Annotated in this window: 11 protein-coding genes; 2 read left to right on the forward strand and 9 right to left on the reverse strand. The window is 45.0% G+C overall.

The features are described 5' to 3' along the window. Positions 1 to 79: 79 nt before the first annotated feature. The 6 genes from A3712_RS11810 to prmB all read right to left on the reverse strand — a co-directional run bounded on the left by A3712_RS11810 (position 80) and on the right by prmB (position 7,569). Complete coding sequence (locus A3712_RS11810; RefSeq protein ID WP_063523582.1) at positions 80 to 1,327, reverse strand: ABC transporter substrate-binding protein; 1,248 nt, start codon at positions 1,325 to 1,327, stop codon at positions 80 to 82. 110 nt (positions 1,328 to 1,437) lie between these two features. Continuing rightward, complete coding sequence (locus tag A3712_RS11815; protein WP_063523583.1) at positions 1,438 to 2,883, reverse strand: ATP-binding protein; 1,446 nt, start codon at positions 2,881 to 2,883, stop codon at positions 1,438 to 1,440. Between the two features lie 16 nt (positions 2,884 to 2,899). Then, positions 2,900 to 3,628 (reverse strand): response regulator, encoded by a 729-nt coding sequence (locus A3712_RS11820; protein WP_063523584.1) that lies wholly within the window; start codon positions 3,626 to 3,628, stop codon positions 2,900 to 2,902. Positions 3,629 to 3,780: 152 nt separating this feature from the next. After that, positions 3,781 to 5,238 carry a protein adenylyltransferase SelO gene (locus A3712_RS11825; protein ID WP_063523585.1) on the reverse strand — a complete coding sequence of 486 codons (1,458 nt, stop codon included), beginning with the start codon at positions 5,236 to 5,238 and terminating at the stop codon, positions 3,781 to 3,783. Between the two features lie 504 nt (positions 5,239 to 5,742). Beyond that, positions 5,743 to 6,384 (reverse strand): LysE family translocator, encoded by a 642-nt coding sequence (locus A3712_RS11830; RefSeq protein WP_063523586.1) that lies wholly within the window; start codon positions 6,382 to 6,384, stop codon positions 5,743 to 5,745. A 252-nt stretch (positions 6,385 to 6,636) separates the two neighbouring features. Continuing rightward, positions 6,637 to 7,569, reverse strand: a complete 933-nt coding sequence (gene prmB / locus A3712_RS11835; protein WP_063523587.1) for a 50S ribosomal protein L3 N(5)-glutamine methyltransferase — start codon at positions 7,567 to 7,569, stop codon at positions 6,637 to 6,639. Positions 7,570 to 7,631: 62 nt separating this feature from the next. On the opposite strand from prmB, the gene smrB reads away from it, so the two are divergent. Then, entirely contained in the window at positions 7,632 to 8,162 is a 531-nt protein-coding gene (gene smrB, locus A3712_RS11840; RefSeq protein WP_063523588.1) for an endonuclease SmrB, read from the forward strand. 102 nt (positions 8,163 to 8,264) lie between these two features. Here smrB and sixA read toward each other — a convergent pair whose 3' ends face one another. Then, positions 8,265 to 8,729, reverse strand: coding sequence for a phosphohistidine phosphatase SixA (gene sixA / locus A3712_RS11845; protein WP_063523589.1), 465 nt, complete (start codon positions 8,727 to 8,729; stop codon positions 8,265 to 8,267). Between the two features lie 306 nt (positions 8,730 to 9,035). Between sixA and A3712_RS11850 the strand changes: the two genes are divergently transcribed. Continuing rightward, positions 9,036 to 11,813 (forward strand): insulinase family protein, encoded by a 2,778-nt coding sequence (locus tag A3712_RS11850; RefSeq protein ID WP_063523590.1) that lies wholly within the window; start codon positions 9,036 to 9,038, stop codon positions 11,811 to 11,813. A gap of 387 nt (positions 11,814 to 12,200) precedes the next feature. Here A3712_RS11850 and fadJ read toward each other — a convergent pair whose 3' ends face one another. Beyond that, positions 12,201 to 14,417, reverse strand: a complete 2,217-nt coding sequence (fadJ, locus tag A3712_RS11855; protein ID WP_063523591.1) for a fatty acid oxidation complex subunit alpha FadJ — start codon at positions 14,415 to 14,417, stop codon at positions 12,201 to 12,203. Then, positions 14,417 to 15,724 carry an acetyl-CoA C-acyltransferase FadI gene (fadI, locus tag A3712_RS11860; protein ID WP_019824831.1) on the reverse strand — a complete coding sequence of 436 codons (1,308 nt, stop codon included), beginning with the start codon at positions 15,722 to 15,724 and terminating at the stop codon, positions 14,417 to 14,419. Before fadI ends, fadJ begins: the two co-directional genes overlap by 1 nt. Between the last annotated feature and the right edge of the window lie 342 nt (positions 15,725 to 16,066).

Raw genomic sequence — 16,066 nt, forward strand, 5'->3', positions numbered from 1 at the left:
GCTCCCTACGAACCTACCCTTAGGGATAAGCAACATACTCAGTAACTCATGTTCTGTTCATATTGCTTGTCAAGCTAGGTTAGATAGCCGCTTTTACCGCTTTCGCTAACTTAGCTGCTGCCTCTTTAGGATCCGCATCTTTTTCGTTGAAGAAGTTAGTCACAACGTCATAGATAGCGCCTTGGGCATAGCTTGTTGTAGACAGGCCGTGAGCCATACTTGGTACAAGGTCACCAGATTCCGCACTCGCTTTGAAGGTTGCCATTGAGTCCAACGCACATTGGTCGAACTTAGACATATCCATATCGAGGCGCACTGGAATCGAGCCTTTGTTTAGGTTGAAGACCTCTTGGAAGTCTTTAGTAAGAATGGTTTTCGCAAGATCTTGTTGCGCTTTTTGATTCTCTTTATCGCCTAGCTCGAAGAAAGCAAAGCTATCGATATTGAAAGTAAATTGGCCGTCAGTACCCGGAGTTGGTGCACAGATGTAGTCTTTGCCTGGCACTTTGCCTGCTGCGGTAAACTCGCCCTTCGCCCAGTCACCCATGATCTGCATTGCCGCTTCACCATTGATAACCATTGAAGTTGCTACGTTCCAGTCACGACCTGGAGAGTTGCTGTCGATGTAGTCACGCATCTTTTTGAACTTGGTGAACACTTCGACCATTTTGTCGCCAGATAAAACGTCCATATCTAAATCAACGAACGCCTTGTTGTAGTCTTCACTGCCGAGTACATCAAGTGCCACCGCTTCGAAGACTGTCGCGTCTTGCCAAGGTTGACCACCGTGTGCCAGAGGGATGAAACCTGCTGCTTTAATCTTGTCTGCAGCGACAAAGAATTCATCTAATGTCGTTGGAACAGTCACACCCGATTTCTGGAGTACTTCTGAGTTTGCCCAAAGCCAGTTAACACGGTGAACGTTCACAGGAACGGCTACGTACTCGCCGTCCCATTTCATTACTTTGGTAACAACAGCAGGAAGTAAGTCATCCCACTTTTCTTGTTTCGCGGTTGCATCGAGAGACGTTAGAAAACCTAAACCACCCCACTCCTGAATATCATGACCTTTGATCTGCGCGGCAGATGGCGGGTTACCAGATACTGCTCGTGTCTTTAAAACGGTCATCGCACTTTCACCGCCGCCACCAGCAACTGCGAAATCTTTCCAAGTATGGCCTTGTTCTTCAATCATCTCTTTAAGTACTGCAGCGGATTTGGCTTCACCACCAGCAGTCCACCAGTGAAGGACTTCCACTTCACCAGCTTGAGAAAATGTTGAGGCAGCAAGAAGAGATAGAGTAAGTAGGGTTTTATTGATTTTCATTATAATCTTCCATGTTTAGCGGACTCGACGCCCGGTTCAATAAAGAGTCTACTTATTCTGATTTATAAGATTGAAACAAAAGGTAAGCCCAATGTAACACAATTGTTACATTACACTTCTAGACCACGTGGGATATAGACTTTGGCTTCTAAGCCACCTTGAGGGGAGTTGCGAATAATGAGATCTCCGCCATGTCCGTGCAGGATATTTCGGCAGATTCCAAGCCCTAGACCATGTCCTTGATCGTCGGTTGCAAGCCTAAAGTAGGGTTCAAAAACCAACTCAAGTTTATCTTCTGGGATGCCTTTGCCGTAGTCCTGAATCGTCACGATTACCCATACAGAATCGCTACTGATATCGACTTTTGCTGATGAACCGTATTTCACCGCATTGTCGATAAGGTTGGTCAGCACACGTTTGATCGCCAATGGTTTAGCGACTAACGGCTCCACCACAATGGGTTCAAACTCTACTAAGGTTTGATGCTGATTATGCGACTCAATAACCGAAGCAACCATATCATTAAGGTCAATAATGGCGTTGTTTTCGTGAAGGTCGGTATCTCTTACAGCTTGCAGAGCCCCCTTAACCATCATCTCTAGCTCATCTAAATCCTTGTTGAACTTATCTTTCTTAACTTCGCTTTCCAACAGCTCAGCTCTCAGCCTAAGCCGAGTTATGGGTGTCTTTAGATCATGAGAGATAGCAGAGAAGAGATGCTCCCTATCGGCCACATAACGACGAATACGCTGCTGCATCCGATTAAACGCCCGAGTCGCCGTGACCAGTTCAGTCGCTCCCTCTTCGTTTAGCGGAGGTTGTTGAATATCCATACTCATCTCGTTAGCTGCCCTTGCGAGCTTTTTAAGTGGGCGCACCTGGCGGCGAATCATTAAGTACGTCAACACCAGCAGAATCAACGTTGATGATAGCAAGAAGATCACCTGCTCACGACCAAGAATAGTATCATCCAGTTTGACGTAGGGAGCTGGCAACAGTGCTGCAATATAAACCCATTCATGACTGGCTAACTCAATCTGAACAACTAGAATCGGTGGATTAAGCGGCTCTAAGGTTAAGGTATGATGCGCCCACGATCGCGGGAGATCGCTCAAGTAGATATCATTTTTAAGCAAGCGAAGGAGTTCTGGGCGAGAGAAATCGACACGAACTGATTCCACCTTATTAAGCTTGCTACTCAAGACACTCTCTATCGCTTCTATCGATGTGATTTTTAAGCGGGTATCGGGGATCGGCTCAACAATCAAAGCCTCTTTATTGAAAGAGACGAAGAATCGCGTCCCCCCCATATTGCGGATTTGGTCTAACACGATATGACGATACTTGACGGGCAAAGACTGAAAGAAGGTCACTGTGGAAGCAAACATGTTAGCCATGCTCGATGAAGCCGAACGAATACCTTCTAACTCTTTATGTTTGGATTCGCTATACCAAATCGAGGTTGCGATACCTTGCGCGATGACGACGGCTAGCAAGGTCAAAAGCAAGGTTCGAGCAACCAAGGAATTTGGCTTTAAACTTCTCAACCACTTCATAAGCAGTTCTTCTTAATCAATGTTCATAATGCACAGGTACAGCCAATATATAGCCGTTACCACGCATGGTTTTGATGTAGTGTGGGTATTTAGCGCAATCACCTAGTCGGCTTCTCAAACGACTTAACTGCACATCAATGCCGCGCTCAAAAGGCAGTGCTTCACGTCCTCTGGTCGCAAAAGAGATGGTGTCTCGGTCTAGCACCTCATTTGGGCGAGTTAGAAACAGCATTAACAGTGAAAAATCACTGCCCGATAAATCCATCTCTTCAGCGCTTTCATTGTGTGAGATTCGGTGCGCAAGAGTATCGAGCGTCCAATCACCAAAGATGATCTGTTTAGGTAATGCGTCACTCGGCTTGTCATCGACCACTTGAACACGTCGTAGCAAGGCCTTAATACGAGCCATTAACTGGCGCGGACTGAATGGTTTGGCGATGTAGTCATCGGCACCAATTTCCAAACCAATGATCTGATCGGTTTCATCCGATACCGCAGTCAGCATAATGATAGGCACATTAGAATTTTTACGAACGCGCTGACACAAGGTAAAACCATCGTCACCAGGAAGCATTACATCGAGAAGTATCAGGTCAGGATACCCTTGGCTTTGTAGATGAGTTTCTAGTTCAGCCCCATCTCCAACCGAAGAGACATCGAAGCCCGATTTTGAAAGGTACTCTTCCAGCAAGTCGCGGATTTCTTGATCATCATCCACCACGAGAATTCGAGTATTTGTTGGCATCGCCCAAACCTATAAAATTTACAACCTATTCACATAGTGTATAGGCAGGTCGACTTTTTGATTATTGATATGTTTGTAAAATTAGAAGAGCAAACAGATAGAGATCACAACTAAGCGACCGCTATCTGTTGGTTTTGTACTGATATGTCGATTTAAGACGAACAGCTGATCTCCATGCCTTTACCCCATTCCGGTGGCAAGGCTGCTAAGTATTCGTAATCGGGGTGCTCTGCATATGGGTCCGCAAGTACCACCATCAGAGCATCAATATCGCTACTATCGCCACGTTCGGCCTTTTCAATCGCCAGCTGAGCCAAATAGTTTCTAAGAATGTATTTAGGATTTACCTGCTTCATCTTTTCGCAGCGCTCTGTAGCCGAGCTCTCTTCGAGTTCACAGCGTTGCAAATAGTTATCTAGCCATAGCTTCGCGGCATCACGATCGATGACTAAATCAATGACTTCCTGAGCAGGTAAAGTGTCTAGATTCGACAGAGTTCTAAAGAACCTAGGGTAATCCACTTTATTTTGCGACATTAACTCGAACATAGATTCAAACAAGCGGCTGTCACCTTCTTGCTTGGAAAGTAAACCGAGCTTTCTACGCATCAACTGACTAAAGTATCCGTTCATTTGTGGCTCGTACTGTTCCAGTGCCGCTTCTAAGTCAGCCCTCTCCACTAACGGTGACAACGCATGTGCCAACGCCGATAAATTCCACATCCCGATTCTTGGTTGCTGATTGAACGCATAACGACCTTGGTAGTCAGAGTGATTGCAGATCAAGCGGGGATCATACTCATCAAGGAAGGCAAACGGACCGTAATCGAAGGTTTGTCCAATAATCGACATGTTATCTGTATTCATCACCCCGTGGGCAAAGCCATTCGCTTGCCACAACGCAATCATCTCCGCAGTACGATCGACAATTTGATTAAACATAGCAGCGTATGGCTTTTCTTCATCTAGGCACTCAGGGAAGTGCCACTCGATGACTTTGTCGGCCAACAACTTTTGTTCAACCAACTGATTTGTGTAAAACAGGTGCTCAAAGTGACCGAAACGGATGTGTGATTCTGCAGCACGTACCAGTAGTGCACCCCATTCTTGCTTCTCTCGGTAAACCGGCGTGTCACTGGTCATCATTGCCAACGCACGAGTCGTTGGGATATTCAGCCCCGCCATCGCTTCACTGCACAAATATTCGCGCACAGTCGATCGGATAACCGCACGCCCGTCACCCATGCGCGAATACGGTGTTTTTCCTGCACCTTTTAGGTGTAAGTCGAACGTTTCGCCACTTTTAGCGACAACTTGAGCTAACAACAACCCTCTTCCGTCGCCCAAATCAGGGTTATAAGCACCAAACTGATGGCCTGCGTATTTCATAGCTAACGGGGAAAATTGCTCTGGTTTCACATTGCCAGACAAGGTATCTAGCAATTCTTCTGAAGCGCTCTCAAATGAAGGAAAGCCGAGTTCAGTCGCAAGGTTTTGATTCCAAGCGAGCCATTGTACATTGCTTAACGGAGTTGGTTGGATTGGGGTATAGAACAGTCGAGGTAATGCAGTAAATCGATTGTTAAATGAAATAGAATCCCAGACAGACATGAGAGATACACTGTAAATAAAAGATAATTTAAGATTATCACAGTTTAGTAACAACTTCAGATCAGGTTATAGGGATAGATAATTTTGGAGAAGGTTGCTTGCTTAATAATAGATCAAGAGAAAGGCTTTGCTAAAGGAAAGAAGGAATTTAGTGGCTAAGCTGTTGAGAAAAGCCACATTTATTGAAGAAAGAGTTCTAACTTTGAAAACTTTTTTACAAGTATGTTCATAATAAAAACAGGAAATATAGAGCCATGAAGCTGACTACATTAGAGCAAGAATACCCACTAGAGATAGAGTAGAGAAAATCCAAGTGCGGCTGATAACGCCAAAGTTGCTGTGTTGAATCATTTCTTGATGCTGCATATGCCTCTCCTTGAGAACGTGATGGTGTAACTACAATATATCGGCTTTTTATTAAAATCAGCAAGCATATTAATGTTAACCTTTTATGACAGCACCAAGAAGTTTCTGTAACTATTCACCCTTTAATAAATCATAGAGTTAAGCTCGACTAGTCGTTGAAAGCAGCGCTCCAGCTCCAATAAACACGCCCCCTGTCACACGATTGAAAACCTTGGCACGACCTTTAGCAAACAACCAGTTCGAAGACTTTGCGCCTAAATACGCGTAGACCAATAACCAAGACAGCTCCATCACAGCAAAGGTTGAGGCAAAGACGGCAAACTGTGGTAATAACGCGAGTGATGGGTCAATAAACTGTGGGAAAAGTGCGGTAAAAAACAGAATCGCTTTAGGATTACTGGCGCCGACAATAAAGCCACTTACGTAGTGAGAAAGGACACTCTCTTTAACGACTTTAGATTCTGATTCCTGACCCGGTAGTTGGTCATAATCTTGCTGGCTCGAGCGTAACGACTTCCATCCAAGGAAAATAAGGTAAGCAGCACCCGTCCATTTAATGACATTAAATACCACTTCAGAAGAAGCAATAATTACACCGAGTCCCGTAAACGATAGCGTGAGGATTCCGGTAATCGCCGTTAGGCTACCCAAGGCAGTAAATATCGATAATTTGAAGCCCGATTGCACACCTTTGGTCATGCACAATAAAGAACTTGGGCCTGGGGATGCCGTCAAGATCAGCACGGCTAGCAGATAGTAAATCCATGTATCAAAGCTCATCGTGAATTCTCCTTAACTCACTAAAACGACTAAATATTAAACACCAATATGTAATAAGACCTCATCTTGATCAACTAAATATTGCACTTAACGTCTTCGATATGAATACAAACATCTTTAATCTAGGCAATAAAAAACGCCATGCAGCAATGCATGGCGTTTAAACAAAACGTTTCAAAGCGAACGTCTTACTAGATTTTAGGTTCTAAGCTTACAGCCCGATGACCGGATCATTCGCTTAATAGCTACAAACTAGTCTTTGTAGATAGAAAACTCATCAGCACAAGCAACTAGCTGCTCGCGAGTCATCATGAATACACCGTGACCACCATTAGAGAACTCAATCCAAGTGAATGGAATCTCTGGGTACTGATCCATCATGTGAACCATTGAGTTACCTACTTCACAGATCAGAATACCGTCATCAGTCAGGTAGTCTGGCGCGTTAGCTAGGATACGGCGAACCAGTTTAAGTCCGTCAGAACCTGCAGCTAGGCCAAGTTCTGGCTCGTGAGTGAACTCATCTGGCAGGCTGTTCATATCTTCCTCATCCACGTATGGTGGGTTAGATACGATCAGGTTGTATTTCTCTTTTGGCAGATCACGGAACAGATCTGAACGGATTGGGAACACTTGTTGCTCCATGCCGTGATCTTGAACGTTCTGCTCTGCAACTTGCAATGCATCTGTAGAGATATCAATTGCGTCAACTTCGGCTTCCGGGAATGCGTGTGCACAAGCGATAGCAATACAGCCACTGCCCGTACAAAGATCCATGATGCGAGTCGGCTCTTCAGTTAACCAAGGTTGGAATTGAGCTTCGATAAGCTCACCAATTGGCGAACGAGGCACGAGTACACGCTCATCAACGAAGAACTCAAGGCCACAGAACCAAGCTTTGTTCGTCAGATAAGCCGTTGGTGTGCGATCATTGATACGCTTGATTACACGCTCAACAATGCGTAAACGCTCGCTGCTCGTCAGGCGAGAGTTCAATACATGTGAAGGAACATCAATCGGCAGATAAAGAGTTGGTAAAATAAGTTGTACCGCCTCATCCCACGCATTATCAGTGCCGTGACCATAAAATAGGCCCGCTGCATTGAAGCGGCTAACAGTCCAACGAATCACATCTTGAAGCGTGTGTAGTTCTGATACCGCTTCTTCTACAAAAATCTTATCCAAAATTGTCTCCGAAAAGCGCTACAATACTGCTAATTACGTTTCAAATTAGAATTCATAACCTGATGAGCAAAAAAGACACCGATTTCGATGACGATTTCGCCCTGTTCAGCGATGCAGTAAAGGGCGTTAAAAAGTTGCAACAGGATACCATAATCCAGCAGCCAAAAAGAAATGCCAAACAAAAAGAAATTACTCGAACGGCAAGACAAGCCAGTGACAGCGAGTTTTATTTCTCAGATGAGTTCATTCCGCACCTTAGCGAAGAGGGTCCAACACGCTATGCGCGTGACGATGTATCCAAGTATGAAGTGAAACGACTTCGTCGTGGTGTCTATGTTCCAGATGTCTATTTAGACATGCATGGCATGACTCAACAAGAAGCCAAACGCGAGCTTGGCGCAATGATCGCACATTGTGTCAAAGAAAGTGTCGCATGTGCCTGTGTTCAGCACGGCATCGGTAAGCACATCTTAAAAGAGAAAGTGCCTTTGTGGTTGGCTCAACATCCAGATGTAATGGCTTTTCACCAAGCGCCTCTTGAGTTTGGCGGCAATGGTGCACTGTTAGTGTTGCTCTCTATTCCAGAGAAATAGAACGAGTCTTGAACACATTACACTAAATAACAAAGAGCACCTCAATTACTGAGGTGCCCTTTTCTATTCTGGCCGTCGCACTATGTCTTATCAACCCCTAAGTTATGGGTTGATGTTCCACAGCAGCTCGCCTTTTTGTGTCTCAAGGTCGAATTCAATACACGCTAAACCTGATGTTGGGAACATCGGTGGCGCCATACCGGTTGCGAATTCAGCAGTTAAGTAGCCCACTAGAGGTAAATGAGAAACAAATAAAATGGTCTCTAGTTTTTCTACTTCAGCCATTGCCACGGTCAAATCAAACACATCGTCAGACATTCCATAAGGCGTGATGTCATCACAGGTTTCTACTTTCTTTCCAGAAAACGCCTGAGAGATCTCTAACCACGTTTCTTGTGCCCTCAAGTATGGGCTCACTAGTACTTTATCGAACTGGCTGATGCCCTGCTCGTTTGCAGCTTGAGCCACCGCAAAAGACGCTATTTTACCGCGCTTAGTTAACGCTCGTTCTGCGTCCGAGTTAGCAAAATGTTCTGCTTCACCGTGGCGCATTATGAATATTTTCATGTTCAGTCCTGTCTACGTAACATTTCGAAAGTCGATATATCCCATATCAGCGATACGCTACTTAGCGTTTGGCCCTCAATCCAGAGGGAGCCGCAGTCTATATAAATAATTATATCAAGTCACTTGCTAAAGAGTTCGACTTTCTTAACAATCTTATTAAAAGAAAATAAATCACTGATAAAAATCGACAAAGTGATTTAGAAGTCGCCAAAAAAAGCACTTCATATCCCAAAATATGACCACAAGGTTTGCATGCCGAACCATCGGGTACATAATTTAAAAACCACCTTCTTCGGAGATGATCCAGTGCACTTAAGCCCCAATGATGAACACCAGTACCGTTACCTCACCTTACATAACGGATTGCGAGTACTTTTGGTTCAAGATCATAGTGCTCAAAAAGCTGCAGCTGCACTCGCCATTAATGTCGGGCACTTTGATGATCCTGCCGACCGAGAAGGATTAGCACATTATCTAGAGCATATGCTATTTCTAGGAACTGAAAAGTATCCAAAGGTCGGAGAGTTCCAAAGTTTTATCAGCCAACATGGTGGCAGCAATAATGCCTGGACTGGAACAGAGCACACCTGCTTCTTCTTTGACGTTGAATTAAATGCCTTTGAGAGCGCCCTCGATCGATTTAGCCAATTCTTTACTGTTCCTCTATTTAACGAAGAAGCGCTAGATAAAGAGCGCCAAGCCGTTGATTCTGAATACAAGATGAAACTCAACGACGATGCGCGACGCCTTTATCAAGTTACCAAAGAACTGGTTAATCACAACCACCCATTCTCGAAGTTTTCTGTCGGTAATATCGATACGTTAGGTGACAGAAATGGCGTCACCATTCGTGAAGAGATTTTCACATTCCACCAGCAACAGTACTCTGCAGACCTAATGACCCTGACGCTGTCTGGCAATCAACCATTAGATGAGATGCAAAACTGGGTTGAGGAGCGCTTTAGCTCCATCCCCAATCACAACCTTCAAGGCAAAAAGGTTGAGGTGCCCATTGTTGGCGAATCGAGTACTGGTGTTCAAGTGCACGTAGAACCGATTAAGGATGTCCGCAAGCTTACCTTAACCTTCCCTATGCCGAGTATGGATGAACACTACGGTGTCAAACCACTGTCATTCTTCGCACACCTATTAGGTTACGAAGGAGAAGGCAGTTTGATGATGAAGCTCAAAGAGAAAGGCTGGATAACATCACTTTCTGCTGGTGGTGGCGCTAGCGGCAGTAACTACCGTGATTTCACAATGAGTTGCTCACTAACTATCGAGGGCTTAACCAAAACAGACCACATCATCCAAGCGGTGTTCCAATATATCAAGTTGATTGAACAACAAGGGATTGAAGAGTGGCGTTACCTTGAAAAACGTGCCGTTTTAGAATCCGCTTTCCGTTTTCAAGAGCCAGCAAGACCGCTCGATGTCGTTAGCCATTTGGTTATCAACATGCAGCACTATCAAGAGCAAGATGTGGTTTATGGCGACTATAAAATGTCGCATTTCGACGAAGATCTACAACGTTCACTGCTTCCTTACTTAACCGTCGACAATATGCGTGCGACCATTATTGCCAAAGGTTTTGAATATGACAGGGAAGCAAAATGGTACTTTACGCCCTACTCGGTGACTCCTTTTACAGCTGAGCAAATACAATGCTTCACCTGCATTAATCCCGGTTGGCAGTTTGAGCTACCCGGTAAAAATCCGTTTATTTGCTACGACTTAGATCCAGCAGAACTTGAAGGTGACGCTGAGCATCCGCAGCTGTTACAAGAGCTCGATGGTTTTAAGCTATGGCATCTACAGGATCACCAGTTTAGAGTGCCAAAAGGCGTAGTGTATATCGCCATCGATAGTCCACATTCAGTTGCGAGCCCAAGAAATATCGTTAAAACACGCTTATGTGTCGAGATGTTCCTAGATTCGCTGGAAAAAGAAACCTATCAGGCAGAGATAGCGGGCATGGGCTACAACATGTATACCCATCAAGGTGGTGTCACACTGACACTCTCTGGATTTAGCGAAAAGCAGCCACAATTGCTCAACATTATCCTAGATCGCTTTCAGGCACGCGACTTTAGTCCAACACGCTTCGAGACCATTAAGCATCAACTTCTCAGAAACTGGAATAACGCATCCCAAGACCGTCCAATTTCGCAACTGTTTAACGCAATGACGGGGATTTTACAGCCCAACAACCCACCTTATGCGGTGTTAATTGAAGCGTTAGAAACCATTGAAGTCGATGAACTCTCTTCATTTGTTCAATCTATTTTGGCCGAGCTTCATGTTGAAATGTTTGTGTATGGCGACTGGCGACAAGCTGATGCTCACAAGATGGCTGAAACACTCAAGGATGCACTGCGAGTTCAAGATCAAGCTTATGAAGAATCGCTACGTCCACTGATCATGCTGGGTGAAAACGGGAGCTTCCAGCGTGAAGTAGTGTGCAATCAAGATGATTCGGCGATCGTGGTTTATTATCAATGCCCTGATATTTCGCCAAAGAATATTGCGCTGTATTCGTTAGCCAACCATTTGATGTCGGCGACATTCTTCCATGAGATACGCACCAAGCAGCAACTGGGCTACATGGTTGGCACGGGCAACATGCCACTCAATCGACACCCTGGCATTGTTCTTTATGTGCAATCGCCGAATGCGGCTCCTGCTGATTTACTCGTTTCAATCGATGAGTTTCTCAACGCCTTTTACATGGTGTTGCTGGAGCTGAACGACTACCAATGGCACAGCAGTAAGCGAGGCCTTTGGAATCAAATATCGACACCAGATACTACATTGCGAGGATGTGCTCAGCGCTTATGGGTCGCGATAGGCAATAAGGATTTGAAGTTCAATCAGAGAGAACGAGTACTAGAAGAGCTCAAAGGGCTCACTCGTTCAGACATGATGCGTTTTGTGGTTAGTCAGCTTAAGCCACGCACTGCTAACCGACTGATTATGCATGCACACGGCAACGCTCATAGCGAAGAAGAGAAACTATCGGCAGGTGTCGAGATTGGCTCTATTGATGAGTTTCAGTTGCGCCCGAAAGATACTGAACTGGGCTAATTAACGGGCTAACAATAAAAAAGGTTGATGTGAAAACATCAACCTTTTTTATTGGGTGAAGCACAAAAACAGATCTCCTATTACGCTCCTTCGTCGCTTTAGGAGATGACGTTAGTTTTGATTGAGATGCGTTTGATTACCTGCCTTATCAACGCAATAGCTTACTTACTTTCTATCTCTCTATCGTCATTCTCGAGAAAGAGGAACAACTGAATTGAGAACCTCCCACACCGAAAACACTACCAGACAAAACACATCACTCTCCCCGTCATTCCCGAGAAGGAGGAACAACTGAGTCGGGAATCTCACTCTTTCCACAATCATTCATAAAACAAAAAGCCCGCATCAACTTCTTGATACGGGCTTAATAGTTAGCGTACTAGAGAATTACTTGTAGAAAGATTCATCCAGACCAGCACGCGTCAGTAGGCCATCACATGGCGCGAAACGATCACCGTACTTCACAGCAAAGTCGTTCATCATCTCAACCAGTGACTTAATACCAATTTGGTCCATGTAACGGAACGGACCGCCCAGGAATGGAGGGAAACCAATACCGAAGATAGCACCAATATCGCCATCACGAGGGCTACGGATAATGCCTTCATCCAGACAACGAACCGCTTCATTCAGCATAGGCAACACGCAACGCATCGCGATGTCGTTATCACTTAGCTTAGGCTCAGGTTGCAGCTTAAGTAGCTTGTAAACAGACTTATCAACTTCCTTCTTCTTGCCTTTATAAGTGTAAAAACCTTTACCACTCTTACGGCCTTTACGGTTGTCATTCAGAAGAATGTCGAACACATCAGGGCCTTGGAAACGGTCACCTAACTCATTGACTAGAATCGGGATGATCTTAGCACCGATATCCACACCTACCTCATCTAGCAAGGTAATTGGGCCAACCGGGAAACCAAAATCTAGCAGTGCACTATCCAGTTTTTCAATCGGCTCATTCGCTAGTAGCAGGTGTGCCGCTTCATTCATGTATGGAGCAAGAATACGGTTTACGTAGAAACCTGCCGTGTCTTTAACAACAATCGGTGTTTTGCCTTGTTTCTTCGCTAATGCCACTACCGTCGAGATAGTCTCTTCTGACGTTGTTTCATGAGGGATGACCTCAACTAGCGGCATTTTCTCTGCAGGACTGAAGTAGTGCAGACCTACCACGTTTTCTGGGCGCTGTGCCTTCTCTGCAATCTTATGGATTGGCAGTGATGAAGTATTCGTCGCGAAGATAGTATCTGTCTTAGCGTTTTGTTCAATGTCTGCAACCATAGACTGCTTAAGGTCGAGATCTTCAAACACCGCTTCAATCACTACATCTGTGTGGTTGAAGCTCGTAAAGTCGATACCACCAGAAAGCTGAAGCATCTTACTTTCAAGGCCAGCACGGCTCAGAATGCGACGCTTACGCTGCTTATCGAACAACTTGTAATTATAGTTAAGCGCGTTCAAGACACCATCATTTGATACATCTTTAATACGAACCGGTACTTTTGCTTTCGCCACACTCACATGGCTAATACCTGCCCCCATTAGACCACCGCCTAACACACCAACACGCTTAACCGCTTTTGGTTCTGCGTCTGCACCGTGTTCTTTCTTCATTTCAGTAGTAGCAAAGAAGATAGAACGAAGTGCTTTTGATTCAGAGGCCATGACCAGTTCAGAGAAACGCTTCGCTTCATACTGAAGACCTTTTTCAAAGCCGTTTTCTAGGCCGTAACGAATCACATCGAGAATCGCGTCAGCTGCTGGGTAGTTACCACGAGTTTTCTGATTGGTTTTCTTGGTAGCTTGTTCGAAAATAACTTTACGACCAAGACTATTGCGAGAAATCAACTTCTCTTTAGTCGAAGCTTGGCTCGTAGAAGCAAGGCGCTTGCCTTTTTTGCTGCCCGTATTCTTTTCAACATAGCTTTTCGCTACTTCAAGTAAAATAGTATCTGGCACACAAGCATCCACAACACCAAGCGATTTCGCTTTCTTAGCGCGCAGTTGCTTACCGGTAAGAATAAGATCGAGTGACGGTAGCAAACCAATTAAACGAGGCAAGCGTTGTGTACCGCCAGAACCTGGCAGTAAACCTAGCTGAACTTCAGGTAAACCAAGGCGCGTCTTATCAGAATCGGTACATACACGGTAGTCACAAGCTAATGCGAGCTCTAAACCGCCACCAAGACATGGGCCGTGAATTGCAGCAACAACTGGGTAAGGAAGATCAGACAACGCTTGGAACATCTCCTGACCTTGGCGTGCTAGAGATTGTGCTTCATCAGCGGTTTTACACGCATCCAGCATTCGAACATCAGCACCAGCGATAAAGTTATCTGGCTTAAGAGAATGAACGATTAGGCCTTTAACACGGCTTTGTTTCTCTTTTAACTGCTCAAAGATCGCTTTCATCTCTTCAGCAAAAGCCGCTTGTAGCGTGTTCATTTTCTCGCCTGGTACATCAATCGCTAGCCAAGCAATGTCTTGGTCATCGATGTTAAGAGAGAATGCAGTCGCTTTCTTTTTCGGTGCTTCAGTCATTGGAGTTGACTCCGCGTTAGTAACTACTTCTTTTTCTGTTGTTGCATCAAGAGTCGTAGACATTATTCTACCTCCAAGATCATTGCTGCGCCTAAACCACCAGCTGCACATGCTGTATTCAGTGCCAAGCCGCCACCGCGACGTTTTAATTCACGTAATGTTTGAGTCATCATACGCGCGCCAGTTGCTGCAAACGGGTGACCGTAAGCAATTGAACTGCCCAGCACGTTGAACTTATCCATATCAATCTCACCGATCGCTTTATCACGGCCAAGATTCTTCTGCGCGAACTCATCACTCGCAAACATCTTCACATTCGCTAAAACTTGAGCTGCGAAGGCTTCATGCATCTCGATAAGTGTCAGGTCCGATAGCTCTAAGCCAGTGTTTTTCAATACTTGAGAGGTCGCGTAAGTCGGGCCCATTAGCATATCCGTTTCAACGCCAATCGCTGAGAACGCGTAGCCACGAATATAACCTAACACTTCTAAGCCTAGCTCTTTCGCTTTGCCTTCGCGCATTAACATCACAGCTGCACCACCATCAGTCAGCGGTGTTGCATTAGCAGCAGTCACACTGCCGTATTTTCTATCGAATGCAGGACGAAGTTTGGCGTAACCTTCAACCGTAGAGTCATGACGAATGTTGTTATCTTCCGCTAGGTACTTTTTGTATGGTGCCGGAAATGCCGTCATTACTTCATCTTTAATCTTGCCTTCTTTCCATGCTTGAGAAGCCAAAGAGTGAGAACGGTGAGCAAGCGCATCTTGAGCTTCACGAGTAATACCGTGTGTCTTTGCCATCTGCTCAGCAGTTTGTCCCATCGATAAACCAGTCGAGTACTCAGCAACCGCAGGAGGCACTGGCATCAAGTCTTTCACTGAAAGTGTTTTAAGGATTTTCAGTTTTTGGCCCATGGTTTTCGTTTTGCTCAGCGCTAGTAAGTTAGCGGCAAGCTTTTTAGAAACACCAATCGGCAATACAGAAGAAGAATCTGCACCACCAGCAATGCCGACATCAATCGTGCCAGCCATAATGCTTTCAGTCACATTAACAGCAGCTTGGAAGCTGGTCGCACATGCTCGAGTCACACTATAGGCATCGGTATTGATATCCATGCCTGTACCCAACACGATTTCGCGCGCGATGTTCGGTGCTTCTGGCATTTGCACTACCTGGCCGAACACGACTTGTTCGATAAGCGCAGGATCGACATCAGTTCTTGCAAGCATTTCACTCACAACCATTTTGCCTAAGTCGACCGCAGGCACTTGACTAAATTCGGTGCTCTGGCGAGCGAATGGGGTTCGTAATCCAGCGACAACGGCAACACGTTCTCCAGAACGCGTTTTGACTTCCTGTTTGCCCATGGTTTCTCCTTAAAGTTAAGAGGTCAGACCTGAAGCATTGTAAAGAAGTTGTTAATTAAATCAAACGAGCGTTTAAATAAACGTGATACGAGTATCTCACTGTCTGAAAATATAACTGCAAATTCAGGCGAACCTTTTGAGGTGAAAGGTTGTCGTAAGATACTAAGCTATTGTCGGTAAAGACTGTTATAGCGGTGTAGGAGATGGGTTTTCTTGAGGAAAAAAAACCACACAATACTGTGTGGTCGGAATGTATAAAGCAATTAACTTAACGCCAATTGAAATAATCAGTTTCCTGATTAGGAGAAAGTAAAGTCAGCCTTCAAAAGGAAGTGCCGTCTT

The sequence above is a fragment of the Vibrio sp. HI00D65 genome (assembly GCF_001635455.1).
Lineage (GTDB): Bacteria > Pseudomonadota > Gammaproteobacteria > Enterobacterales > Vibrionaceae > Vibrio.

Bases quoted from the DNA above. Each gene is read 5' to 3' on its own strand.
- A3712_RS11810 (WP_063523582.1), bottom strand. From the start codon at position 1,327: ATGAAAATCAATAAAACCCTACTTACTCTATCTCTTCTTGCTGCCTCA.
- A3712_RS11815 (WP_063523583.1), bottom strand. From the start codon at position 2,883: ATGAAGTGGTTGAGAAGTTTAAAGCCAAATTCCTTGGTTGCTCGAACC.
- A3712_RS11820 (WP_063523584.1), bottom strand. From the start codon at position 3,628: ATGCCAACAAATACTCGAATTCTCGTGGTGGATGATGATCAAGAAATC.
- A3712_RS11825 (WP_063523585.1), bottom strand. From the start codon at position 5,238: ATGTCTGTCTGGGATTCTATTTCATTTAACAATCGATTTACTGCATTA.
- A3712_RS11830 (WP_063523586.1), bottom strand. From the start codon at position 6,384: ATGAGCTTTGATACATGGATTTACTATCTGCTAGCCGTGCTGATCTTG.
- smrB (WP_063523588.1), top strand. From the start codon at position 7,632: ATGAGCAAAAAAGACACCGATTTCGATGACGATTTCGCCCTGTTCAGC.
- sixA (WP_063523589.1), bottom strand. From the start codon at position 8,729: ATGAAAATATTCATAATGCGCCACGGTGAAGCAGAACATTTTGCTAAC.
- fadJ (WP_063523591.1), bottom strand. From the start codon at position 14,417: ATGTCTACGACTCTTGATGCAACAACAGAAAAAGAAGTAGTTACTAAC.
- fadI (WP_019824831.1), bottom strand. From the start codon at position 15,724: ATGGGCAAACAGGAAGTCAAAACGCGTTCTGGAGAACGTGTTGCCGTT.